We start from the raw sequence: 24,506 nt of genomic DNA, 5'->3' as shown, positions 1-24,506 counted from the left end.
GCACAGAAGCAACCGGAGGACGTGCCGCCGATTGCCAGAGTGAGCATGTAAGTTAGTTGGCATGAAGGTAGGCTTATATGCTATTCGCCCCAGTCATCCCCATTCTATAACTTACAAACAGAATATATGCTGACCAATTGTTTTCACTTGCTCACGTGTCCATATCCAAGGTGAGGTCGCTGTTCTAGGATTGAAGTAATATAAGCAGCCTCCAGTTGGATCCCAGCCGTCAATGGCTTGTAATACTGCTTTTCTAGCTTGTTCATTTGGTTCAAGCCAAATTTGTCCGTCAGCAACAGCAGTAAAAGCTCTCGGCTCGAAGATGACGCCTGATGGTGTATCTGGAAATTGAGGAGCCTTCACCCGGTTCAATATAACCGCAGCCACCGCGACTTGTCCTTCAAAAGGCTCACCGCGAGCCTCTCCGTATACGGCATTCGCCATCAGCTTGATCTCATTCTCGGTTAAGCCGAGTGAGTTGTTGCTGCCCATGCTGTCATCATTGTCACCTGTTTTATTTCCTTGACCTGTGTTTTTTCCTCCGCCTTGACCTCCACCCCCAGAGTATGCTAACCCTGGGCCTGGTTCAGTTGGACGCCAATCCTTCGTTGCGTTATACAGCTTCAGCTTCGTACTGGCTCCAACGATTCCATCCGCCTTCATTCCGAATTCGGATTGGAACCATTTCACCGAGCCCAACGTTTTTGCACCGAAATCGCTGTCTACTTTACCATAGTAATAACCTAAATATTTGAGGCGGCCCTGAAGTTCATATACATCCTTTCCGGACGAGCCATATCTGACTTCATTCTGACTAAACGTAGGAATAGCCTCGGCTTCCTGCGGTTGTTGCTCGATACTGGATTCAGCTTGCGACACTTCATAATGATCTGTCTTTAGCAGAACACGATATGAAGTCGCTGAGATCAAGATGATGCCGGCAAGAATCCATAGATTGATTTTTCGCATGAGTAGGATCTACCTTTCTTTAATGTTCTCTTGAGAAATCAATTTCATTTTACCTTTTCATGATTTATGAAATTGATTCGATGGCTACAATTATTATGTTTAGCAGTTATTGTTCCTATGCACTAACCATAGATATCGAGAACTTGTAAAAGGCTGGTAATCGTAATCTCCTCATTTTCGTTCTATATAACAAAAGACCTCTTAACCCTAGTTAAAGAGTAAGAGGTCCTGCACTAATCCAAACATTGCTGAGTAGGCATCATCTGATTCATTTATGAGCTGATTTTGTTAGCTTGGTATTGCTCTAGCGATACAAGGACTTCCCTCGGCTTGCTGCCTTCGTAAGGTCCGATAATCCCTCTGGCCTCCATCGAGTCGATTAGTCTGGCAGCACGCGTGTAGCCTACCCTCATTCGACGCTGCAGTAAGGAAACCGATGCTTGCTTAGCTTCTAGAATGATTTGGACAGCCTGCTCATATAATTCATCCTGTACTTCATCTGCCTGTTGAACCGAATCATCGATCTCTGGTACAAGCGATTCGTCGTATTCTGCGTCAGCCTGATTGCTGACATAGCTTACGATGTTCTCCACCTCATGATCGCTCATAAATGCACCCTGAACTCGAACCGGCTTAGAAGAGCCCATAGGCATAAACAGCATATCTCCTCGTCCAAGCAGCTTCTCGGCTCCGCCCATATCAAGAATGGTTCTTGAGTCGACTTGAGAGGATACACCGAAAGCGATGCGCGAAGGAATATTGGCCTTGATCACACCCGTGATGACATCAACAGATGGCCTTTGCGTAGCTATAATCAGGTGTATACCTGCTGCACGAGCCATCTGTGCAAGTCGTGCAATGGCATCCTCTACATCATTAGCGGCAACCATCATGAGATCTGCAAGCTCATCGACAATCACGACGATGTAAGGCAGCACAGCATCAGGGTTGTCCTTCATCAGATTGTTATACCCTTCGACATTACGTGTACCCGACTTTGAGAAGAGTTCATAACGTTTCTCCATCTCGACAACAATCTTCTTCAGTGCGAGAGAAGCGCGTTTAGGATCGGTGACGACAGGTGCAAGCAAATGGGGAATGCCATTGTACACATTTAGCTCCACCATCTTCGGATCGACCATGAGAAACTTCACTTCCGTAGGCTTGGCCTTATACAAAATACTCGTAATGATTCCGTTAATACATACCGATTTACCTGAACCGGTTGCACCAGCGACAAGCAAGTGGGGCATTCGGGCCAGGTTTCCAACAATCGTCTGTCCTGAGATGTCTCTGCCAAAAGCAATCGACAATTTCGATTCAGCATCCTGGAAAGTAGACGTCTCCATGACTTCCCGCATCGTGACTACAGATACTTCACTGTTAGGCACTTCAATACCTATTGCCGATTTACCCGGGATCGGTGCCTCCATCCGAATGTCCTTGGCTGCGAGTGCGAGCGCGATATCATCTGTCAAGCTGACGATCCGGCTGACTTTAACACCGATATCCGGCTGAATCTCATATCTTGTCACAGCCGGACCTCGAACAACCTCAAGCACTTTGGCTCTGACACCAAAGCTCTCCAGCGTCGCTTCCAGCTTCCTCGCTGTCTGCTTGTAATCGTTCTGATCTCCGCCCTTACCGCTGCCATTTGGTTTAGCAAGCAGTCGAAAAGGGGGCAGCTTGTATGGCTTCGGCGGCTTAGCAGGAGGTTTCTGTGCGCCCGCTTCTCCTGCTGCTGACGGAATAGAATTCAAGTGTTCATTCCCACTATCACTTATCGATTCCGCATGGCCTTCAGCTGCATCCGTCATCAATTCCTCACTAAATGGGATCTCTCCATGCCCAGAGTCCTTCGCCTCATAAGCATCATCCAGGTCCTCCTCTAATACAGAACCTTCACTGCGCACATTTTCGAAGAAATCTCGAATGATAGGCGATTGAGGGCTTGTTCGATCTAACTGAGGAGTCAGATCTTGATCATTGTCCGACGCATCCTCATGCCACACTTGCTGAGAGCGGCTGGCAGGAGCTGTAGATTCACCGTATATAATTGCCCCTTCTCCATCAAGCTCCTCCTCATCATCATGAGCTGACAAGGGAGCATTGGCATTGTTCTTCGTGCCGGTTCCTTGTCCAAACAATTGGAATAACAAAGGAACCTTTTTTCGGGAAGGAGATATGAACTCCTCCTCTTCATCCTCCACTTCCTCATGAGCTGGAACAGCCCTCGTCTTCTGTTTCGTTTGCTTCGTTTTGTGACGTACCGCTGTCTTCTTGGACGAGCTCCAGCTCTGAATCAGTGATTTCCCTGCACGGAGAACCCGCGTTCTGAATATACGAATCAGATCGACATAGGATAGGTTCGTTATCAGCATGAAGCTGATGATGAACATGACAATCATCATGAGATTCGCACCCATGCTTCCGAACAGCCATAGCAGTGCTGCATATTCCACTGCACCTGTGTATCCGCCGCTGATGTCTTTACCAAGCATCGAAGTATTGCTCGCTTCAGCAGGCCTTAACAGCTCTGTCTGCAAATCGATATGTATTTGAGACATCACACCGCCAGGATTCAATTCACCTATAGGACTCAGCTTCTGCTCCATGGCCGATATTGTGCTCATTAACGTCAATGCAAGAACTAACAATAGAACTCCACTTTTACGATGATTCCACCCTGATGGCCATTTACGATGAATCATCACCATTAATCCGTAATAGATACCAATTAAGGGGATGATGAAGTAAAACTTGCCGAGCAGAAGTCCAAACATTTTGGACAAGGATCGTCCTACAGTGGCTTCACCCGATAGAGCGATAACCGACAGGGTAATCAATATGATCCCATAAATCTCATATTTAAGAACCCCGCCAAGGGCTGCTCTCTTTTTCTTTTTCTTTCTTCTGGCCAAAAAGGTCACCTCCAGAAGAATATTATACCATAAGTCTACATCCGCACATATGTTCTTTTTCGTCGAATCTCGACCACTAGGACGTATGTTTAACTTTGAGCAGAGTTAAGCGAAATTTCACGCCCTGGCGCATAAGCGGAATCCAGATAATCATACAAGCTGCCATTGATCAGCCTTACGATGATCCCCGACCTTTCGTTAACAGGCATGATCTGCAACAATCGGCCTTCGATCTGCATTTCTAATAATGGAGGCTGTTCTTTCCACATTCCTTCAAAAATCTGCTCACCAGACATGATCGTATAAAGGGTCATTGTGTCATCCCTCCAGGAGAAGCGGCAGCCCTCATATCCTTTCTCGACAGGATCAGCTTATTCAGCTCAGCAATGGCCTCACCTATTCCACCTACTGCATCCATCAGACCATATTGAACCGCATCATTTCCTCCTACCGCTGTACCGATATCCCTGTTTAATTCCCCTTGTTTAAACATCAGTTCTTTGAAATGCTCCTCTGAAATACGGGAGTGAGAAGTGACAAATCGCACAACCCGCTCCTGCATCTTCTCAATGTACTCGAAGGTTTGTGGCACTCCAATAAACAAACCGTTCATGCGCACCGGGTGAATGGTCATTGTGGCGCTCTCCGCAATAATGGAATAGGTACTGCTGACAGCTATAGGCACCCCGATACTATGGCCACCGCCGATAACAACAGTAACCGTTGGCTTGGACATGGAAGCAATCATTTCTGCGATTGCAAGTCCTGCTTCCACATCACCGCCGACCGTATTCAATATAATTAGAATGCCTTCAATTCGTGGATTTTGCTCTGCCGCAACCAGCTGTGGAATGAGATGCTCATATTTTGTTGTTTTATTTTGGGGAGGCAAGATAAGATGCCCTTCGATTTGACCGATAATTGTCATGCAGAAGATATTAGATTCCCCGGAAGGAACTGTAGTCTGTCCCAGCTCTTGAATCGTATTTACAACAGGATTAGGCTTGGACTGCTGCTCTGGTGGCAACATAGGCGTTTCGTTCTTTGCGTCTTCGTCTTTATCTTTGCCGATTAACGGATTTGTCACATCAACACTTCCTTTGAAAGTTTTGTCTTCAATATCTGGGTTAGTATGACAATTCCACAATGAATCTTATACACATGAAAAGACACGAAAAAGCCTCTTCCTTGCTAACAGGGAACCGTCCAATATTACCTGTCAGCTTAGAAGAGGCGACTGTGTGCCTTCGTTTGAAGTTATTGGTTTACTATACTTCCATAATGATTGGCAAGATCATAGGGCGACGGCGCGTTTGCTCATACAAGAAACGTCCGAGCGCGTCTTTGACATTGGTTTTGAGTGATGCCCATTCATTGACATTCTCACTCATAAGCTTCTGAAGTGTACTTGTTACAATTCGATTCGCTTCATCCAACAAGCCCTCGGATTCACGAACATACACGAATCCTCTGGAAATGATGTCAGGACCGGAAACGATCTTACCATCCTGCTTGCTAAGCGTAACGACGACAACAAGAATTCCGTCTTGTGAGAGCAGCTTGCGATCGCGCAGTACGATATTTCCTACATCGCCTACTCCGAGTCCATCGATTAATACATTACCGGAAGATACCTTGCCCGCTCTGCGAGCAGCTCCACCTTGAATCTCAACCACTTCACCAACATCGGTAATGAAGATGTTGTCTGAATCAATGCCTACAGACTCTGCCAGCAATGCATGACGACGCTGCATTCTGAACTCACCGTGAATCGGAATGAAATATTTCGGTTTCATTAGATTCAGCATGAGCTTCAATTCCTCTTGGCTGCCGTGACCGGAAACGTGTACGCCAGAGTTAGCTCCGCTGTAGTGAACCTCAGCTCCAAGTCTAAACAACTCGTCAATTGTGCGCCCTACGTATTTCTCGTTACCTGGAACCGGCGTTGCCGCAATGATAACAGTGTCTCCTGGCAGGATATCCACTTTGCGGTGAGTTGAGCGAGCCATGCGAGTAAGCGCAGACATCGGTTCTCCTTGGGAGCCTGTGCACAAGATCACAACACGATCTGCTGCCATCTTGCCTACTTCTTCCGGCTCAATAATCATGCCGTCAGGAATATCGAGATAACCAAGATCGGATGCAATACTCACTACATTTACCATGCTTCTGCCGATTACGGTTACTTTGCGTCCTGTGGTTTCAGCAGCGTTAATGACTTGCTGGATCCGGTGCACGTTGGATGCGAATGTCGCAACAACGACACGCTGGCTTGCCTTACGGAAAATATCCTCCATAACGACACCCACATTTTTCTCGGAAGGGGTAAATCCTGGCTTCTCTGCATTTGTGCTGTCTGATAACAATGCCAGTACACCTTTGGAACCGATTTCTGCCATACGCTGAAGATCTGCATACTGACCATTGACTGGAGTATGATCAAATTTGAAGTCTCCCGTATGAACGACGACACCTTCTGGAGTCTCGACGCACACACCTACAGAATCAGGAATACTGTGGTTTGTCTTGAAGAAATTAACCTTAAGGCTGTTGCCAAGCTGTATTTCAGAATCCTCGTTAATGAGAATGCGCTTCGTTTCGCCAAGCAAATTAGCTTCCTTCAGCTTATTTTCTACAAGTCCGAGTGTTAGTTTGGTTCCATATACTGGTACATTTAGATGTTTGAGTACATAAGGCAATCCGCCAATATGGTCTTCATGGCCGTGTGTCAGTACAATCCCTTTTACTTTATCTCGATTTTCAGTTAGATAGGAAATATCTGGAATGACGATATCAATGCCAAGCATATCCTCTTCTGGGAATTTTAAACCCGCATCTACGACTACAATGTCATTACCGTACTGAACAACATACATGTTCTTACCGATTTCACCGACGCCGCCCAATGCGAAAATCATCAATTTATCGTTGTTATTTTTTTTTGACAAAAGAATCTGAACCTCCTATGGTAGTTGGACGTCGTACCTTAATGATATTATTATTATTTTATTCAAAGAAACCTATAGCTTCTCAGCCGAAGTTCCCACACACTTTGCTGTTAAACAATCTATTTCAAAAATATACCGCACCCAGTCACTTGACATCATTATACATGATTAAAAACTGAAAAAACAAGTCAGTCACGTTTTGTAAGGTTTAGTTTCTCCATTTCATATAAAAACAAACTAGCTCCTCTTCCTTAAACAGCGCATCTTAAGTATATTGAGCCCCTTGGTTACCGCTCAAAGAACATGTCTGTTCCATACAAAAAACCCTCGTACTCAATCTTTGAGCACGAGGGTTTGACAATACATAATCCAAATTAGTTCGAAGTTAAATGAACTAAGAAATGGTGCCGATTAATTGACGGATAAATTCTTTCTCCTGCTCCGTCGGAGGTACCAGAGGCAGTCTAACGGTGCCTACTGAATAACCTCTCAGTGTAAGCGCATATTTGACTGCGACCGGATTAGGGACCGGATGAGGCGCTTCAAATAAGCCCTTGAAGACAGGTAATAATCTATGATTGATCGAAGCTGCCTTCGAAACATCACCATTAACATAGGCATGAATCATTTCCTTCATTGACGCACCTACGATATGACCGGCTACACTAACAATACCGTATCCACCCACAGCTAGTGCCGGAAGCACTGATGAATCATCACCTGAATAGACTTTGAAGCCTTCAGGTGCAACTCCTGAAATCTGTGCCACCTGTTCAATGGATGCACATTCCTTAGTTGCCACAATATTATCGATCGCTGCAAGCCGAAGTGTTGTCTCCACAGACAAGCAGGCTCCTGTTCGTCCAGGTACGTTATACAGCATTACAGGAAGGGAGGTCGCCTTTGCGATTGCAGAAAAATGCTGGTACATCCCTTCTTGGTTCGGTTTGTTGTAATAAGGAACAACCAAGAGCACTCCATCTACACCGGCTTTCTCCGCCTCACGGGTAAGCTGGATCGAATGGTGCGTGCTGTTGCTGCCTGTACCGGCGATTATCTTGGCCCGCCCTGCCGCATGCTTAACAACAAATTCAAACAGCTGCACTTTTTCAGCGTCGGTTAATGTTGGTGATTCACCTGTTGTGCCTGCAATAACCAGTGTATCGGTTTGTTGAACATCAATTAAGTAATCGATTAGTCTGGAGGTTTCTTCCCAATGGATACTGCCTTCATCGTTAAAAGGGGTAACCATTGCTGTTATAAGTCTTCCGAATTCCACGATTGTATCCTCCTTGCACTCTCGTCTCTAGCGATGAAGTTCAAATTTGGAATGAAGTGCACGAAGCGCTCCCACCATATCTTCCTTCTTGACAAGTACCCAAATCGTTGTATTGGAGTCCGCTGACTGCAATATCTCGATATCTGCCTCTGCGAGTGATTCTACAATTCTAGCCATAATTCCAGGAACCCCATTAATTCCTCCACCAATGACAGAGACCTTAGCGCAGCCTGACAAGCTTCTTGGCTTAAGATCCATATCTTGAAGAATACGAATTGCCTTCTCCGAGTCATGATCAAACACAGTATAAACAGCTCCAGAAGGTGATACATTAATAAAATCAACACTGATTCCATTCTCAGCCATCGCTTTGAATACCTTCAGCTGAAGTTTACCAACTTCTTTGTCTGCCTCTACCATAATTTGCGTGACATTATTCACATAGGCAATTCCAGTGACGAATCGGTCTACAATTCCTGACTGTACATCTTTAATCCCTTCAGGATGCGTAATCAACGTCCCTTCCCCATCACCGAATGTCGATCTAACACGCACAGGAATCTGTGCCTGCATCGCGATCTCCACTGCACGAGGATGGATGACCTTCGCACCTTGGTGAGCCATATTGCTGATCTCTGCATAGCCAACATAGAGAAGCGGCTTCGCGTCTTCAACAATTCTCGGGTCTGCGGTAAGAATCCCATCCACATCCGTATAGATATCAACCATATCAGCGCGCAGTGCGGCACCAAGTGCTGTAGCTGAAGTATCACTGCCTCCACGGCCAAGCGTTGTTATGTCACCTTTTTCGTCAGCGCCCTGGAATCCAGCCACAATGACTACTTGATGTGTCTTCAGTTCTTCCAGAATGCGTTCCGGCTTCACAGCAAGAATCCGCGCATTGCCAAACTGATCGTCAGTTAAAATGCCAGCCTGACCACCTGTCAGTACGGTTGCTGTTATTCCTTCATGCTCAACCAGGCTAGTGAGCGTAGCTGCTGAAATCAGCTCACCACAGGACAGCAGAATATCTTTTTCACGCGCCGGCAGCGCATTTCCATTCTGAACAACCCAGTCCAGAAGTGTATCCGTAGCATATGGCTCGCCTCTGCGACCCATCGCAGAGACGACCACTACAAGCGAATGTCCGGCAGCAATTTCACGTTTCATATGACCGATAACACGTTCACGTGCCGCCGGTGTTGACAGGGATGTTCCCCCGAATTTTTGCACTAAAATACCCATGCATGTATTCCTCCATTTGTATATCAAGAAGACTTAAGCTGAAAGAAAGTACGCAAAACAAATGGAATGTAAACTTAGGCGTTGCTTAAGCGTTCAGATGCGATAATTTCGGCGATTTGCACAGCGTTCCATGCAGCGCCTTTTTGAAGATTATCCGATACAATCCACATATTCAGTCCTTTTTCATTCCCCAAGTCGCGACGCAGACGGCCTACAAACACATCTGGTTTGCCAGCTGCATCTGTCGCAAGCGGATACTGCTGATTCGCCGGGTCATCTACTAGAGTGACTCCAGGAGCTTCGGCCAGCAGTGCTTTTACTTCTTCTAGATCATAATTTTCTTTAAGCTCTACATATACGGATTCGGAGTGACCATAAATAACGGGGATACGTACACATGTTGCTGTAACCCCAAGTGTATCATCCGACAAGATTTTTTTGGTTTCACGAACCATTTTCATTTCCTCTAATGTGTAGCCGTTATCTTGGAACTTATCAATTTGTGGAATCGCGTTAAAAGCAATTTGATGCTTCACTGGGAGCGATCCTACCGGAAGAATGTCAGGATTAACCTCTTCACCGGATAATACAGCCTTCGATTGACGAAGCATCTCATCAATGGCACGGCTGCCGGCACCCGATACAGCTTGGTAAGTGGATACAATAATCTTAGAAATACCATAGCGGTCATACAGCGGCTTAAGCGCGGCTACCATTTGAATTGTGGAGCAGTTCGGATTTGCAATAATGCCGTTATGCTCGCTGATCTTCTCTTGGTTAACTTCAGGTACAACCAGCGGTGTATTCTCATCCATACGGAAAGCATTGGTGTTATCGATACAAACTGCACCATGACGAACAGCATGAGGAGCAAGCTCCTTACTTACATCACCGCCCGCACTAAAGAGTGCAATTTCGATTCCTTCAAAACTTTCAGGGGTTGCTTCTTCTACTGTAATGTCTTGGCCTCTAAAGTTAATCGTGGAGCCAGCAGAGCGCTTGGAAGACAACAGCTTAAGCTTATTAATCGGAAAATCTCTCTTCTCGAGTAGACCGATAATTTGTTCTCCTACTGCTCCCGTCGCACCCACAACAGCCACATTAAACTTCTGATTGCTCATTATAGTGTATCTCCCCTTTGATTACTGACAAACGAAAGTGATATATTATGACTCTTTCTTCATCAGCCGGATTTCCCGGTATATTTACACCCCGAAAAAGGCATCTTGCGATACCTCTCGTTCGTGAAGTGAATTAACATAACGCTAGTCGCTTCACATAAGAATTGGCTGCATTTGTCTTCCTTCAAGTGCTGCATAAGCTGCTTCAGGGATCAAATGCATCTTAGCGACGAGCGAATTTGGTTTCGCTTGTGGATTATCCTGGCCAAATGGCACAAAATAAATATATTTGGCAACAAGTAATTTAGCAATATTCGCTGCATTCAAACCAAGTCCATCATTTGTTGAGATTGCAAGAACGACCGGGCGCTGATTGCGCATTTGAGATTTGGCAGCCATCAGCACTGGGCTATCCGTCATCGCGTTAGCAAGCTTGCTGGTCGTATTTCCTGTACATGGAGCAATGACCAATACATCAAGCCTTTTGGACGGTCCCAGAGGCTCGGCTTCAACAATTGAAGAAATGATATCATTACCTGTTATATCTTTCAACTGTTTTCGCCAACTTTCGGACGTTCCGAACCGGGTATCCGTTGTCAGCACCGAATTTGATATAATAGGCACGACATCGGCACCTTCGTCTTTAAACCGCTTAATGACCGGCATGACCTCTTCAAAAGTACAATGTGAACCTGTAATCGCATAACCAACCGTTTTTCCCTGCCAATTCATAACCTGATTCCTCCGTTCATTATTGATCACAAAGCAGCAAACTGACGATCGAATTTGCGATAATCTCACCAGCTGTTTTGGGAGCAACAATGCCAGGGAGCCCGGGAGCGAGCATCGCTTTGATTCCGCGCTTCTCCGCATAACGGAAATCGGTCCCTCCAGGCGCTGAGGCCAGATCAATAATAAACGATTTAGGTTTCATTTTGGACAGGATTTGTGCTGTGATAATCATAGACGGTATCGTATTAAAAATCAAGTCGGCCTCCCCGGCATAATTCGCTAAATCCCTTGTCAGGAAAGGCTTTAGGCCCATCACCGACGCTTTGGCTGCATCTTCCTCACGTCTTACGCTCACCCTTACATCGGCACCGAGTCCCTGCAATGTTTTAGCCATGGTAAATCCCGTACGTCCCATACCCAGCACCAGAGCTACCGAATTGTGAATCGTAAAATCTGTATTCTGAATCGCAATCATGATCGCGCCTTCTGCTGTTGGAATTGAATTATGAATGGCGACATCATCCCGTTCTAGCAGTTCTACCAGACGTAGATTATGATTACTGCACAGCTCCTTCAAATACGGCTTCGCTATTCCTGTATAGACCGAACTATGTACAGGAAGTGCTCCTGCCAGTTCAGGTGTTAATTGAAGAACGGTTCCCTCTGTCGCATATTTTGCTTGGATATACCCCTCATCATCACAGCCAACTACGGGCAGTATGACAACATCTGCTGAAGTGAGGAGATGCTCACTCAGTTCTTCCTTTACCGCTCCATCAGGGATCTGCTGGAGAGTATCAAAACCAACAATACTAACTGACGCATCAAGCTCAGCGCAGCGACGAATGACCTCTAACTGACGTGCATCTCCGCCTAGAACGACGATCCGTAATCCGGTCAACATCAGGATGTCACTCCTTTCCACGACTTTACGCTGTCATCTTATGCCGTGAAGTTTGCCCTGGTGATTCGAAAGCCAGGATTTTGTAAAATCCTCAAATATAAAAAAGCCGCTCTCAGAAAGAGCGGCTGCGCAATTTACTTTATTTTATTTACCTGTATGACCAAATCCGCCTGCACCGCGCACCGTTTCAGACAGCTCGGAAACCTCTGCAATGATAACTTGAGGCACGGCCTGAATGACCATTTGAGCTACTCTTTCTCCACGCGCAATCACGAAGGGCTCATTACCAAGATTGATAAGAAGAACCTTCACTTCTCCCCGATAATCAGCATCAATTGTTCCAGGTGTGTTAAGACAAGTTATCCCGTGCTTGAAGGCCAGCCCGCTTCTAGGACGAATCTGTGCTTCGTAGCCTGCAGGAATCGCCATCGCAAATCCCGTAGGAATTAATGCTCTTTCTCCCGGCTTCAGCACCGTCTCCGCATCAACTGCGGCATATAAATCAAACCCGGCAGCCAGCTCAGACATTTGCATCGGAAGCGGAATGTCCTCGGTTCCAGGCATTTTTTTAATTTGTACGTGTATTGACAAAATCGTCCCTCCTAAGTGATGCAATCGCACGATCTGAGGCTCCTACCATAGCAAGCGCATACGGCTGTGCGAACATTCGATCAAGTACAGCATTCACATCATCCATTGTAACCCGTTCAATTTTGGCGATAATCTCATCAAGTGTTTGATGCTTACCTACCATCAGTTCATTCTTACCGTTTCGATTCATACGGCTTCCGGTACCTTCCAGACTTAAAATAAGACTGCCTTTCAGCTGTTCCTTCCCTTTGCGCAGCTCATCCTCAGTAAGTCCATTCTCAGCCAGATCCTGCAAAATTCCACTTGTCAGGTCCATGACTTCCTTCGTTTGCTTAGGTGCTGTACCCGCATAGATCGTGAATAGCCCACTATCTGCATGAGCACTATGATACGAATATACGGAGTAAGCAAGCCCGCGCTTCTCCCGAATCTCTTGAAACAGCCGCGAACTCATTCCGCCGCCGATGGCATTGTTAATGAGCACCATGGCGTACTGCTTGTCATCATGGATCGAACATCCGGGAAAGGCCAGACAAATATGATTCTGCTCTGTTTTCTTTTTGTGAAACAGCAGATTACCTTTGAAATCAGGAGCCTTAATACCAGACCGATTTGCCGGACTATGTACATTAAATGAACCAAAGTACTTCTCAAGCAGCTCGATCGTGCTGTCTTCGTCAATGTTTCCAGCTAAACTAATGACGGTGTTCTCGATCGTGTACTGCTCGTTCATATAGGAGCGCAGGCTGAACTCGTTCATCGTGCTCAGCTTCTCTTCCGTACCTAATATCGGATAAGCTAAAGGATGCTCTCCATAAGCAGCCAGGGAGATCAGATCATGCACCATATCATCCGGTGTATCCTCATACATGGAAATCTCTTCAAGGATCACATTCTTCTCCTTAACGAGCTCTTCACTATCAAATTTGGAGTGGAAGAACATATCTGACAATACATCAACAGCGATAGGTAAATGCTCATCCAATACTTTAGCATAATAGCAAGTGTACTCCTTGGATGTGAACGCATTGACATTGCCGCCGATGGCATCAAACTGCTCTGCTATGTCCTTCGCATCAAAGCGATCTGTTCCTTTAAACAGCATATGCTCGATAAAGTGTGACACTCCATTTATTGAATCATCCTCATTGCGAGAACCTGTCTTCACCCAAATACCGAAGGATACCGATCGGCTGGTCGGAATCTGCTCCATGACCACTCTTAGGCCATTACTAAGTATCATTTTTTTCACGATTGGCCCTCCATTGCTTTGTCTTGAATATGATTAACGATCGACAGCATTAATCCTACCAAAAAAACCGGCTGCACTCAACTTTCAGGCACATCGAGTCTCTCAGAGGACAAGGTATCGCTAACCGTACCCAGCTTGATTCCTTTCTGTGTTATCCCTTCGATCATCCCTCGCATCGCCCCGGCTGAGGATGCGGTCGGATGCATCAGTATGAGAGAGCCTGGCTCTACTCCTTTGGTAATCTTGGCCACCACACTATCTGGACTCGGCTTCTTCCAGTCGACAGTATCTATCGTCCACAAGACAGTCTTCAAGCCCTGCTGTCTTGCGAGCTCCACCGTCTCCTGATCATAATCTCCGGACGGAGGAGCAAACCATTTGTTCTCCACACCAAGCATTTCCTTTAATAGTGACTTCGTCTTCGAAATTTCAAGCGTAGCCCTCTCTGTCGTAAGCTGACTCATGTTCGGGTGAGAATAGGCATGATTCTCCAGTTCATGACCTCTCTTCTGTATCTCCTTGGCCATTTGCTCGTTCTTCTTCAGCCAGCTTCCATCGAGAAAAAAAGTCGCCTTTACTTTATACTCATCAAGGATATCCAGTATTGGAACGATATACTCGTTCCCCCATGCGACGTTTATCATGAAGGAAGCCATTTTCTTCTCGGGATTTCCACGATAAATCGGCTGAGCTCCAAGGTCATCCAGTGTCACTTTCGGTGGTATTTGCTTATAGACTAGTGGGATAGACGCTGCGTTGGGATTTGAACGTGCCTGAAGGTAAGTCGCCTGAACATCCACTTCGATTCCGTTATATCCAGGAATGGCCTTCCAAACCCGATCAACCTTGGCGTCAATCGGCAGTACCTTAAGCTCTGCCGCCTTTTCCTCGATTTGCTGCTTCAGCTCATCCTCAGGGACCGCATTGACGTACATATCAAAAGCATCCTCTGTATTTACATTCCGCTCCAGTGGAAAATGATTTGTAATGCCCGTGGCTTGTCCAATCGTAACTACAGCCAGCGTACTAGCGATGATGACAGCCCATTTTTTATGTTGCGTCTTCACACGTCTAACCTCCCGCCCCTCGTTTGTCCCATTTTATGACGGCGGCGGTTCCAATATGTACAAAAAAACGCCGGAAAGGCGTTCGATTAAAAATCTATTTTCATATGTGGAGTCCCATGCATCAAAAAAAGAGCCAGAATTCGAGTTCTGTCTCTCTTTAAGAGCAATAATATGTTAGGCTTTCGTTTCAGCTGTAAGTACTGCTTTGCGCGAAAGATTAATACGTCCTTGCTGATCGATCTCCGTTACTTTGACAGTGATAGAATCACCCACTGCAACGACGTCTTCCACCTTAGCAACACGCTCAGTAGATAGCTGGGAAATGTGAACGAGTCCCTCTTTGTTAGGGAGTACTTCAACAAATGCACCAAACTTCTCTACACGTTTGACTTTACCAACATAGATCTCGCCTACGACGACTTCACGAACAATTCCCTCAATAATGGCGCGGGCTTTATCGTTCATCTCTTGATCGGCAGAAGAAATAAAGACACGACCGTCTTGCTCGATGTCAATCTTAACACCGGTCTCTTCAATAATCTTGTTGATTACTTTACCGCCTGCACCGATCACATCACGGATCTTGTCCGGATTAATGTACATCGTCAGAATTTTAGGTGCATATTGAGACAGTGTCTCTCTAGGTGCTTGGATGGCCTCCATCATTTTACCCAGAATATGCATCCGTCCTTCTCTAGCTTGCGTAAGCGCGTCAGACAAAATGCTGCGGTCGATACCATCAATCTTAATATCCATCTGAATCGCAGTTACACCTTCAGCTGTACCTGCAACCTTAAAGTCCATATCACCCAGGTGATCTTCCATGCCTTGAATATCGGTAAGAATGGATACATGCTCCCCATCCTTGATCAGACCCATAGCTACACCAGCAACTGGTGCTTTGATCGGCACACCTGCATCCATCATAGCCAGCGTAGATGCACAAATACTTGCTTGGGAAGTCGAACCGTTAGATTCAATAACTTCGGATACAAGACGGATCGTGTATGGGAATTCCGATTCTGGCGGAATCACTTTGGAGAGAGCTCGCTCACCAAGTGCACCATGACCAATCTCACGACGACCTGGAGGACGAAGCGGTCTTGCTTCTCCTACGCTGAACGGAGGGAAGTTGTAATGGTGCATAAAGCGTTTAGTCTCTTCCGGATCAATACCATCCAGAATTTGAACATCTCCAAGCGCTCCAAGCGTACACACACTAAGTGCTTGAGTCTGCCCACGAGTAAACAGTCCAGATCCATGTGTACGAGGCAAGAGACTTGTATCGCAGTCGATCGGACGGATCTCAGCCAGTGCTCGTCCATCTGGGCGAACCTTGTCATGCGTAATCAGACGACGAACTTCTTCCTTAACGATGTCGTGAAGAATTTCTTTCACGTCTTTCAGCAGCTCCGGAGTTTCTATGTACTTCTCTTCAAAGAAAGCAACCGTTTCATCGTTAATGGCATCAATCGCATCCTGTCTTGCATGCTTCTCTTCGATACGAACTGCTTCAACCAGACGGCTTGCAGCGTAGTCGCGTACTTCTTTATTTACCGTTTCATCAACAGAATGCAGTTTAACCTGCATTTTTTCTTTGCCCGCCATCGCAGCAAGCTGCTCAATGACAGCAACAATATTTTTGATCTCTTCATGACCGAACATGATCGCTTCGAGCATAACCTCTTCAGGCACTTCGTTCGCTTCAGCTTCAACCATCATAATAGCATCCTTCGTACCGGATACGACTACATAGATGTCACTGGCTTCCTGCTGCTGAATGTCAGGGTTGATGACGAACTCGCCGTTCACACGACCTACAGCAACGCCTCCAATTGGACCGTTAAACGGAACATCGGAAATACTAAGCGCGGCAGAAGTACCGATCATCGCTGTAATTTCAGGTTCACAATCCTGATCCACACTCATGACGAGATTCAGAACTTGAACATCATTACGGAACCCTTCCGGAAATAGCGGACGAATTGGACGGTCCGTCAGACGGCTTGCAAGAATTGCTTTCTCGCTAGGTCTGCCTTCTCTCTTAATAAATCCACCCGGAATTTTACCTACAGCATACAATCTCTCTTCATAGTTGACTGTCAGTGGGAAAAAATCCAAATCCTTCGGTTCACTAGAAGCAGTCACAGTACATAAAATGACAGTGTCACCATAGCGTGCAGTCACAGCAGCGTTTGCCTGCTTAGCAAGTCTTCCAGTTTCTAAGACGAGCTTGCGGCCGCCAAGCATCATTTCAACACGTTGTTCCATGAAATCCCTCCTTATCTTCTCCATTAATATCGTTATATCCAGTATTACCTGCTTAAAGCTAATTCATAAACAACGCATCAGACTATCTAATATGAATAAAAAAGAAGCCCAATCTACAAAACAACCCGGCTGCGAGCCCGTACTCTTCATAGAGGACGGGGACAACCAGGCTGTCGTTGTTAGGATATACGATGATTAACGGCGCAATCCAAGCTTCTCGATCAAAGCGCTGTAACGTTTAACGTCTTTTTTCTTCACGTAAGCAAGAAGCTTACGGCGTTGACCTACCATTTTCAAAAGCCCGCGACGGGAATGGTGGTCTTTCTTGTGCGTACGCAAGTGATCAGTCAAGTTCTTGATGTTTTCCGAAAGGATAGCAACTTGCACCTCTGGAGATCCAGTATCGGACTCGTGAGTTTTGTGCTCTTCGATCAATTGTTGTTTACGTTCTTGAGTTAATGCCATCCTGTTCACCTCCTTCAGTATAATCGCCTTTAGCCTCGTTGCGGCCGGTGAGAGCCCTTCAACCAAAGCTAAGGTTATGTTGTTTAATTAACAACGTCTTTCAGTATAACATACTTGCCTATTTCATGTAAATCTAAACTTCCTAATCTGTTACTAGTTTTGAGAATCACCGGTCAGAAGCTGACTTGCCGTCACTGAATCCTGCTTGATCTGGGCGATGAGCGCATCGATTGAAGAAAATTTCTGCTCTGTTCTAAGGAAATGGATAAGCTCCACCTTCAGCTCTTCCCCGTACAAGTCGCCGCTGAAATCGAGCAAATGTACTTCAAAGGATGGCTTGGTACGGTTGTCATGAAACGTGGGCTTAACCCCAATATTCATCACTCCGGGATGTCTCCTGTTGTCATGTGTCACCCACACGGCGTATACCCCTTTTAGAGGGACCACATAATTCTCGGAAGGCTCGACATTGGCTGTCGGGAAGCCAATCGTACGACCGCGCTTCTCTCCATCCATGACAATTCCCGTAAAAGAGTAAGGTCTGCCCAGCATTCGAGTAACTTCGTTGATGTCGCCTTCATGAAGAGCTTTTCGAATAAACGAGCTGCTGATCTTCTCACCATCCAGCCTGAGCGGCGGAACCGTAATCACATTCATAGATGGCGCACCTAGTTCTCTTAGTGAATTCTCATCACCTGCGCCCTTGTGGCCAAATCGAAAATCAAAGCCGACAACGGCGGTTTGGACACCAAGCTTGATTAGAAATTGATTCACGAATTGTTCAGGAGACAGATTCGACAACGACTCGTTGAACTCCAGAACGTACATGACATCGACGTCCATCTCTTCTAGAATAGCCTCTTTCTCTTTCAGCGGGGTTAGATATCCTTGGTAGTCCCCTTTCCGCATGACTTCTTTCGGATGAGGATGGAATGTCAGCACAGCAGACTGTATTCCCTGCTCCCGGGACAGATTCACTGCGGTTTGTATGACACTGGCATGACCGTGATGGAGTCCGTCAAATTGTCCAATCGCAAGCACCTGCGGCTTCGACAGTTCATCCAGTATACCTTCTGCCAGCGGGAAAGATAGCATCTTTCTTATCACAATTATTCACCTGCAATTCCCACGATTTTACGATAAGCCTATATTAAGATTAAGTATTAAGAAGGCTCTGGCAAAAACACTTTGACAGGTGTAATTATACCCGATTCTGCTGTCCAATCAAAAATCCCTAAAAATTGTTCATTGGCAGAATATAGCCTTAACAATCCTTCTTCATTAATTTTCTGATTCAAGAGTGTATCAGAAAGCTTTTTTCCCTGAAACACGGATTTTTCATAACCTTCTTCCAAGCGGTAAGCAGGCATGTTCCATATGGATTGGTCGGTTGGAATGAGATAACTGGACAGAGTCCCCTCATTAACACATTGCTCTATCTCCTCAATCTTAAGACAACGACCCACAGGAATTCCCGCCGACATCGTTCTTGTAAGCTCCACCATCGTGGAAGGATAACCCAATGTCTTGCCAATATCCACACATAGCGTACGTATATAAGTACCTTTGGAGCACAGCACACGAAATGATATTTCGGGGTAGCCGTCTTTAATCGTAAGTCCTGTCAGCTCCAGCTCATGGATGGTTACCTCACGGCTCTTGCGCTCAACCGTCTTTCCTTGACGAGCCAGCTCATACAGCCTCTTTCCATCCACCTTAACCGCTGAATACATGGGAGGAACCTGAGAAATCTTCCCTCTAAATTGCTCCAGGACTTGTTTAACTTCTTCTGGAGTAACCTCGACCAGATCCACTTGTTCAATGATCTCCCCGGTAATATCTTCGGTATCTGTTGCAATGCCCAATCGAAGCGTGGCCTCATATTCCTTCGGAAGCTCCTGTAAATATTCAACCACTCTTGTCGCTCTACCGAGACACAATGGAAGCACCCCTGTGACCTGAGGGTCAAGTGTACCTGTATGTCCGATCCTCTTCATCTTCAGAATGCCCCGCATCTTCGCTACGACATCATGGGATGTAAAGCCTGCTGGCTTGTATACCGGAAGCACACCTTCATATCCGTTCATAATTGTGATTTCACCCGTTCTACAACTTCATTCACTGTGTCCTGCCATGGACCTTCCACTCTAGCTCCTGCTGCTCGAACATGTCCGCCGCCCCCAAAGCCTTGGGCGAGAGCCGCTACGTCCACCTTACCCGCTGATCTGAAGCTGACTTTAGCGACCTCATCACTAATAACTTTAAAAAGAATACCAACCTCGACCCCTTGAATATTCCGCGGGTAGTTAACGATTCCTTCGAGATCATCATTTTGAGCACCGCATTCTGTCATGTCTTCCGGAGTAACAACGACCCAGGCAATTTGCCCATCTTCAGAAATAGATAATGTATTAAGAGCTCTTGTCAGTACTTTTAGCTGTGGCAATGTAATCTCTTCAAGAAGTCGTTCAGCCAGCTCAGGACCATTGACACCAAGCGCAAGCAGATCAGAGGCGATCTTCATCACCTTCGGACTTGTGCTTGAATATCGAAACCCTCCGGTGTCAGTCAATAGACCCGTGTATGCAGCTGTAGCTGCTTCCTTATCCCAAGCCACACCACAAGCTTCAACAAGATCATATAAAATTTCTGCAGTTGCTGCTGCATCGTCCTTAATGATGTTCACTTTGCCATAACCGTTGTTCGTCGGATGATGATCAATATTCAAAATATTGGCCTCATCTGCAAACCAGTGCGTTACTTTGCCTACACGCTCATAATCCGCACAATCCACGCAGATAACCTGTTGAAACTGCTTCGGAGGGGATTGCAATGACGCATTAAGTATTTGGTCCGCATTCCACAGATACTGCATGCGCTGTGGTATTGGTCCTTCGTTGATCATCGTGAATTTCTTCCCCAGACATGAGAGAAGCCAGCCCACCATTACGGTGGAGCTGACTGCATCTCCGTCCGGCTGTACATGCGACACGATCAGGTAATCATCATGCAAGAGAAGAAATTCTTTTCCTTGCTCAAGCGCCTGTTCATAAGTCTGCATTGCCGTCTCCTCTATTCATTTTCATTTAGAATCCGGTTTATCGATCTCGGTAAGCAGCTTCTCAATGCGGCTTCCGTAAGCAATGGATTCATCAATCTTGAATATTAACTCGGGAACATGACGAAGTCTAACCCGTTTGCCCAATTCACTGCGAAGAAAACCACTCGCTTTGTCCAGAGCCTTCAGGGAATTTTGCTTCTGTTCCTCTTCACCGAGAACACTCAAATATACTTTGGCTTGGGACAGGTCATTCGTCACTTCGACACCCGTAATGGTCACAAAACCGATACGTGGATCTTTCAGCTCGGATTGAATCAGCAAGCTAAGTTCCTTCTTTACCTGCTCATTAACACGTCCTGTTCTAATTTTAGCCATAGGTGTTCACCTCTCTAGCAAAGGACATTATTATTTACGTTCTACCGTTTCCATTACGAACGCTTCAATAATGTCGCCCTCTTTAATATCGTTGAAATTCTCAATGGTAATACCGCACTCATAACCTTGCGCCACTTCTTTAGCATCATCCTTGAAACGTTTCAGTGTATCTAGTTTGCCCTCAAAGACAACAATTCCATCCCGAATGACGCGAGTTTGAGCTGAACGGGAGATTTTACCGGAAGTAACCATACATCCTGCAATAGTTCCCACTTTACTAATCTTAAAGATGTTACGTACTTCGGCATGACCGATGACGCTCTCTTTAAATTCAGGATCCAGCATACCCTTCATAGCCTGCTCGATCTCTTCAATAATGTTATAAATAACGTTGTACAAACGCACATCGACTTTTTCAGCGTCGGCTGTGGATTTTGCTTGAACGTCAGGACGAACATTAAATCCGATAACAATGGCATTGGATGCAGCTGCCAGAATGATATCCGACTCGGTGATTGCACCAGCGCCACTGTGAATAATCTTCACGCGTACACCTTCAACTTCAATCTTCGCCAGAGACCCCTTAAGCGCCTCAACCGAACCTTGAACGTCTCCCTTGATAATCACGTTAAGATCTTTGATCTCTCCGTCCTTAATATGCTTGAACAAGTCGTCCAGTGTTACACGTGTTTGTGTTCCTAGATCGGATTCACGCTGTGTAATTGCACGCTTGTCAGCAATGGAGCGAGCCTTGCGCTCATCTTCAAATACCATAAACGGATCACCCGCAAGAGGTACTTCCTGCAGACCTGTAATTTCAACCGGAGTTGACGGGCCTGCTTCTTTGAGCTTACGGCCTTTATCGTTGACCATCGCACGAACACGTCCGAAGCAGTTACCTGCTACAAACGCATCTCCGACTTTGAGCGTACCGTGTTGAACTAGAAGGCGCATAACAGGTCCGCGACCTTTATCAAGCTCAGCCTCGATTACCGTACCACGTGCACGTTTGTTCGGGTTCGCTTTGTACTCATTCACTTCTGCTACGAGCAGAATCATTTCGAGTAAGTCTTCAATACCCATCTTTTGCTTCGCCGAAACGTTAACAAAGATCGTATCTCCGCCCCACTCTTCTGGAACGAGCTCATAGTTAGTAAGTTCTTGCTTAACACGATCCGGATCTGCACCCGGCTTATCGATCTTGTTGACCGCAACGATAATCGGCAGATTTGCTGCCTTCGCATGGTTGATTGCTTCTACGGTCTGAGGCATAACACCGTCATCCGCTGCAACTACAATGATCGTCATATCCGTAACTTCTGCACCACGAGCACGCATTGCTGTAAACGCTTCGTGACCCGGAGTATCGAGGAAGGTAATCTTCTTATTGTTAATTTCAACTTGGTATGCACCGATGTGCTGTGTGATACCGCCTGCCTCACCAGCAGTGACACTTGTGGAACGGATCGTATCCAGAAGTGTTGTTTTACCATGGTCAACGTGACCCATAATTGTAACAACTGGAGGACGAGCTTTCAGATCAGCCGGATCATCGTTTTCTTCAACTGTTTCGAAGCGATCATCTTCAACCGGGATCTTCACTTCAACTTCAACACCGAACTCGCCGGCAAGAAGCAGAATCGTGTCGATATCCAGTTCTTGGTTGATTGTTGCCATAACACCCATCGAGATGAGTTTCTTGATGACTTCAGATGCATCCTTATGAAGCAGTTTTGCCGATTCACCTACTGTCATGTTACCGCGTACGATAATTTTCTTCGGTGTGTTATCAATCTTCTCACGTGGAGGCTGATTGGATTGGTTTCTTCCACGGTTGTTCTTTCCGCCGCGGTTGTTGCCACGGTAGTTGCCTCTTCCGTTACCATCTTCAAATCGACGTCCGCCGCCACCGCCACCGCGGTTACTATTATTGTTGCTGTTGTTACGGTTCTGTCCACCGCGGTTGTTGCCGCCCGCTGAGCTGTTATTGCTTCTGCCTTGGCTGCTGCCTTGGCCACTGCCTTGCTGGGAAGAAGGACGGTTTGCATTTCCGCCTTGAGAAGGACGGCCTGCGTTTCCACCTTGTGAAGGACGGCTTGTGTTTCCGCCTTGTGAAGGACGGTTTGCGTTTCCGCCTTGTGAAGGACGGTTTGCGTTTCCACCTTGTGAAGGACGGGTTCCTTGACCTCCAGCTTGGCCTACACTGCCGTTTGATCTGCGGTTATCTTGACCGCTTTGCCGTTGGGATCCACTGTTACTGTTTTGATTTGGTCTATTATTCATACCTACCTGCTTTTCCTGTTGTTTTTTTGGTCTTGAGTTACTGCTCTCAGAAGCATTCCGTGTATTGTTAGACTCGTTGTTTTTCACATCGTTTTGCAAATTCTGTGTGGCACCTCCTTGGAAAGACGGATTAGGACGCTCGGTCGCTCCTTGATCTTCACGAACCGCCGATGTCGCCACCGTCTGAGCGGATGAGCTCTGCTCACGTTTCACTGCAGCTCCCGCTTTTATATTGTTAAAAAATTGTTCTACCTTCGCAACGGAGCCATTCTCCATTACACTCATATGATTGTTAACGGGAATATCCAGCTTCTTAAGAATGGTAATGATTTCTTTGCTGCTCATGTTGAGTGATTTTGCATATTCATAAACTCGCAGTTTGCTATCTTGTTTACTCAATATACTCCACCTCCGACATTGTCAAGGCCTGCTTCGCGATCATTTTGACAAATCCCGGATCCGTTACAGCGAGTACAACACGTTCTGGTTTACCCATGGCGCTGCCAAGTGTTTCTCGATCGAAGCCGATAAGAAGAGGAACGTTGTACGATTTGCACTTGTCACGGAATTTTTTGAGTGTATTAGCTGATGCATCGGCCGCAACAATAACCATTTTCGCTTCGGAAGACCGGATAGCCTTTAGCACAATTTCATCGCCAGAAACTAATTTGCCTGCTCGTGTCGCAAGACCTACATAGGACAGCGCCTTATTCATATTCAGCCCTATCCCTTGCGGCCAAAAATTCATCTTCGGCCTTAATAAAGTCTTGTGCAAGCTGCTCATAGATCTCAGACTTCACTTGCGACTTGAGCGCCCGATCGAGTGATCTGTTCTTCTGAGCAAGACGGAAGCAAGCTTCCTTACCGCAAAGATAAGCACCACGGCCAGATTTCTTGCCCGTAAGGTCAATCAGCACTTCATCTTCCGGTGTTTTAACAACCCTGATTAACTGTTTCTTCGGCATCATTTCTTGACAAGCCACGCATTTGCGAAGCGGTACTTTGCGTTGTTTCATTCTCTA

Annotated in this window: 22 protein-coding genes; all 22 read right to left on the bottom strand. The window is 46.1% G+C overall.

Going from position 1 to position 24,506, the window contains the following annotated elements; translation table 11 throughout:
* Window positions 1-111: 111 nt before the first annotated feature.
* Window positions 112-969 (bottom strand): spore cortex-lytic enzyme, encoded by an 858-nt coding sequence (gene sleB / locus PUW25_RS09870; protein WP_274336965.1) that lies wholly within the window; start codon window positions 967-969, stop codon window positions 112-114.
* 272 nt (window positions 970-1,241) lie between these two features.
* A complete protein-coding gene (locus tag PUW25_RS09865; protein WP_274338603.1) occupies window positions 1,242-3,890 on the bottom strand; it encodes an FtsK/SpoIIIE family DNA translocase in 2,649 nt (882 codons plus the stop codon).
* Window positions 3,891-3,979: 89 nt separating this feature from the next.
* Window positions 3,980-4,204, bottom strand: a complete 225-nt coding sequence (locus PUW25_RS09860) for a YlzJ-like family protein (RefSeq protein ID WP_274336964.1) — start codon at window positions 4,202-4,204, stop codon at window positions 3,980-3,982.
* Window positions 4,201-4,920, bottom strand: coding sequence for a ClpP family protease (locus PUW25_RS09855; RefSeq protein ID WP_274338283.1), 720 nt, complete (start codon window positions 4,918-4,920; stop codon window positions 4,201-4,203). Before PUW25_RS09855 ends, PUW25_RS09860 begins: the two co-directional genes overlap by 4 nt.
* Window positions 4,921-5,158: 238 nt before the next feature.
* Entirely contained in the window at window positions 5,159-6,838 is a 1,680-nt protein-coding gene (locus PUW25_RS09850; protein ID WP_274336963.1) for a ribonuclease J, read from the bottom strand.
* Between the two features lie 394 nt (window positions 6,839-7,232).
* The gene (gene dapA, locus PUW25_RS09845; protein WP_338000052.1) at window positions 7,233-8,120 is read right to left on the bottom strand and encodes a 4-hydroxy-tetrahydrodipicolinate synthase; all 888 of its coding nucleotides are present in this window, start codon (window positions 8,118-8,120) and stop codon (window positions 7,233-7,235) included.
* Window positions 8,121-8,144: 24 nt separating this feature from the next.
* Entirely contained in the window at window positions 8,145-9,362 is a 1,218-nt protein-coding gene (gene dapG, locus PUW25_RS09840; RefSeq protein WP_274336961.1) for an aspartate kinase, read from the bottom strand.
* Between the two features lie 74 nt (window positions 9,363-9,436).
* A complete protein-coding gene (locus PUW25_RS09835) occupies window positions 9,437-10,483 on the bottom strand; it encodes an aspartate-semialdehyde dehydrogenase (RefSeq protein WP_047909667.1) in 1,047 nt (348 codons plus the stop codon).
* Between the two features lie 153 nt (window positions 10,484-10,636).
* Window positions 10,637-11,215, bottom strand: coding sequence for a dipicolinate synthase subunit B (locus PUW25_RS09830; protein WP_274336960.1), 579 nt, complete (start codon window positions 11,213-11,215; stop codon window positions 10,637-10,639).
* 19 nt (window positions 11,216-11,234) lie between these two features.
* On the bottom strand, window positions 11,235-12,119 hold the full coding sequence (gene dpsA / locus PUW25_RS09825; protein WP_274336959.1) for a dipicolinate synthase subunit DpsA: 885 nt from the start codon (window positions 12,117-12,119) through the stop codon (window positions 11,235-11,237).
* Window positions 12,120-12,263: 144 nt separating this feature from the next.
* Window positions 12,264-12,683 carry a dUTP diphosphatase gene (gene dut, locus PUW25_RS09820; protein WP_420799982.1) on the bottom strand — a complete coding sequence of 140 codons (420 nt, stop codon included), beginning with the start codon at window positions 12,681-12,683 and terminating at the stop codon, window positions 12,264-12,266.
* 4 nt (window positions 12,684-12,687) lie between these two features.
* On the bottom strand, window positions 12,688-13,953 hold the full coding sequence (locus PUW25_RS09815; protein WP_379262899.1) for a M16 family metallopeptidase: 1,266 nt from the start codon (window positions 13,951-13,953) through the stop codon (window positions 12,688-12,690).
* An 86-nt stretch (window positions 13,954-14,039) separates the two neighbouring features.
* Window positions 14,040-15,029 (bottom strand): polysaccharide deacetylase family protein, encoded by a 990-nt coding sequence (locus tag PUW25_RS09810; RefSeq protein ID WP_047909672.1) that lies wholly within the window; start codon window positions 15,027-15,029, stop codon window positions 14,040-14,042.
* A 174-nt stretch (window positions 15,030-15,203) separates the two neighbouring features.
* Window positions 15,204-17,300, bottom strand: coding sequence for a polyribonucleotide nucleotidyltransferase (pnp, locus tag PUW25_RS09805; RefSeq protein WP_047909673.1), 2,097 nt, complete (start codon window positions 17,298-17,300; stop codon window positions 15,204-15,206).
* Window positions 17,301-17,495: 195 nt separating this feature from the next.
* Window positions 17,496-17,765 carry a 30S ribosomal protein S15 gene (rpsO, locus tag PUW25_RS09800; RefSeq protein WP_047909674.1) on the bottom strand — a complete coding sequence of 90 codons (270 nt, stop codon included), beginning with the start codon at window positions 17,763-17,765 and terminating at the stop codon, window positions 17,496-17,498.
* A gap of 153 nt (window positions 17,766-17,918) precedes the next feature.
* On the bottom strand, window positions 17,919-18,872 hold the full coding sequence (locus PUW25_RS09795; protein WP_047909675.1) for a bifunctional riboflavin kinase/FAD synthetase: 954 nt from the start codon (window positions 18,870-18,872) through the stop codon (window positions 17,919-17,921).
* Between the two features lie 56 nt (window positions 18,873-18,928).
* The gene (gene truB, locus PUW25_RS09790; protein WP_047909676.1) at window positions 18,929-19,852 is read right to left on the bottom strand and encodes a tRNA pseudouridine(55) synthase TruB; all 924 of its coding nucleotides are present in this window, start codon (window positions 19,850-19,852) and stop codon (window positions 18,929-18,931) included.
* Window positions 19,849-20,826: a DHH family phosphoesterase gene (locus PUW25_RS09785; RefSeq protein WP_047909677.1), complete on the bottom strand. Its 978-nt coding sequence runs from the start codon at window positions 20,824-20,826 to the stop codon at window positions 19,849-19,851. The genes truB and PUW25_RS09785 overlap by 4 nt, the downstream gene beginning before the upstream one ends.
* 21 nt (window positions 20,827-20,847) lie before the next feature.
* Window positions 20,848-21,201 (bottom strand): 30S ribosome-binding factor RbfA, encoded by a 354-nt coding sequence (gene rbfA, locus PUW25_RS09780; protein ID WP_047909678.1) that lies wholly within the window; start codon window positions 21,199-21,201, stop codon window positions 20,848-20,850.
* A 30-nt stretch (window positions 21,202-21,231) separates the two neighbouring features.
* Window positions 21,232-23,883, bottom strand: coding sequence for a translation initiation factor IF-2 (infB, locus tag PUW25_RS09775; protein ID WP_047909679.1), 2,652 nt, complete (start codon window positions 23,881-23,883; stop codon window positions 21,232-21,234).
* Window positions 23,876-24,199: a L7Ae/L30e/S12e/Gadd45 family ribosomal protein gene (locus PUW25_RS09770; RefSeq protein WP_152557580.1), complete on the bottom strand. Its 324-nt coding sequence runs from the start codon at window positions 24,197-24,199 to the stop codon at window positions 23,876-23,878. The genes infB and PUW25_RS09770 overlap by 8 nt, the downstream gene beginning before the upstream one ends.
* Window positions 24,192-24,500, bottom strand: a complete 309-nt coding sequence (rnpM, locus tag PUW25_RS09765; protein ID WP_047909681.1) for an RNase P modulator RnpM — start codon at window positions 24,498-24,500, stop codon at window positions 24,192-24,194. The genes PUW25_RS09770 and rnpM overlap by 8 nt, the downstream gene beginning before the upstream one ends.
* Between the last annotated feature and the right edge of the window lie 6 nt (window positions 24,501-24,506).

Source organism: Paenibacillus urinalis (genome assembly GCF_028747985.1).
Taxonomy (GTDB): Bacteria; Bacillota; Bacilli; order Paenibacillales; family Paenibacillaceae; genus Paenibacillus; species Paenibacillus urinalis.
The sequence above is the reverse complement of the archived record's forward strand: the minus strand, read 5'-3'. Positions and strand labels throughout refer to the sequence as shown.

Bases quoted from the DNA above. Each gene is read 5' to 3' on its own strand.
- rbfA (WP_047909678.1), bottom strand. From the start codon at position 21,201: ATGGCTAAAATTAGAACAGGACGTGTTAATGAGCAGGTAAAGAAGGAA.
- PUW25_RS09815 (WP_379262899.1), bottom strand. From the start codon at position 13,953: ATGATACTTAGTAATGGCCTAAGAGTGGTCATGGAGCAGATTCCGACC.
- PUW25_RS09785 (WP_047909677.1), bottom strand. From the start codon at position 20,826: ATGCAGACTTATGAACAGGCGCTTGAGCAAGGAAAAGAATTTCTTCTC.
- rpsO (WP_047909674.1), bottom strand. From the start codon at position 17,765: ATGGCATTAACTCAAGAACGTAAACAACAATTGATCGAAGAGCACAAA.
- sleB (WP_274336965.1), bottom strand. From the start codon at position 969: ATGCGAAAAATCAATCTATGGATTCTTGCCGGCATCATCTTGATCTCA.
- rnpM (WP_047909681.1), bottom strand. From the start codon at position 24,500: ATGAAACAACGCAAAGTACCGCTTCGCAAATGCGTGGCTTGTCAAGAA.
- PUW25_RS09860 (WP_274336964.1), bottom strand. From the start codon at position 4,204: ATGACCCTTTATACGATCATGTCTGGTGAGCAGATTTTTGAAGGAATG.
- PUW25_RS09835 (WP_047909667.1), bottom strand. From the start codon at position 10,483: ATGAGCAATCAGAAGTTTAATGTGGCTGTTGTGGGTGCGACGGGAGCA.
- dut (WP_420799982.1), bottom strand. From the start codon at position 12,683: ATGCCTGGAACCGAGGACATTCCGCTTCCGATGCAAATGTCTGAGCTG.
- PUW25_RS09855 (WP_274338283.1), bottom strand. From the start codon at position 4,920: ATGTTGCCACCAGAGCAGCAGTCCAAGCCTAATCCTGTTGTAAATACG.
- PUW25_RS09770 (WP_152557580.1), bottom strand. From the start codon at position 24,199: ATGAATAAGGCGCTGTCCTATGTAGGTCTTGCGACACGAGCAGGCAAA.
- truB (WP_047909676.1), bottom strand. From the start codon at position 19,852: ATGAACGGATATGAAGGTGTGCTTCCGGTATACAAGCCAGCAGGCTTT.
- PUW25_RS09830 (WP_274336960.1), bottom strand. From the start codon at position 11,215: ATGAATTGGCAGGGAAAAACGGTTGGTTATGCGATTACAGGTTCACAT.
- pnp (WP_047909673.1), bottom strand. From the start codon at position 17,300: ATGGAACAACGTGTTGAAATGATGCTTGGCGGCCGCAAGCTCGTCTTA.
- dpsA (WP_274336959.1), bottom strand. From the start codon at position 12,119: ATGTTGACCGGATTACGGATCGTCGTTCTAGGCGGAGATGCACGTCAG.
- dapG (WP_274336961.1), bottom strand. From the start codon at position 9,362: ATGGGTATTTTAGTGCAAAAATTCGGGGGAACATCCCTGTCAACACCG.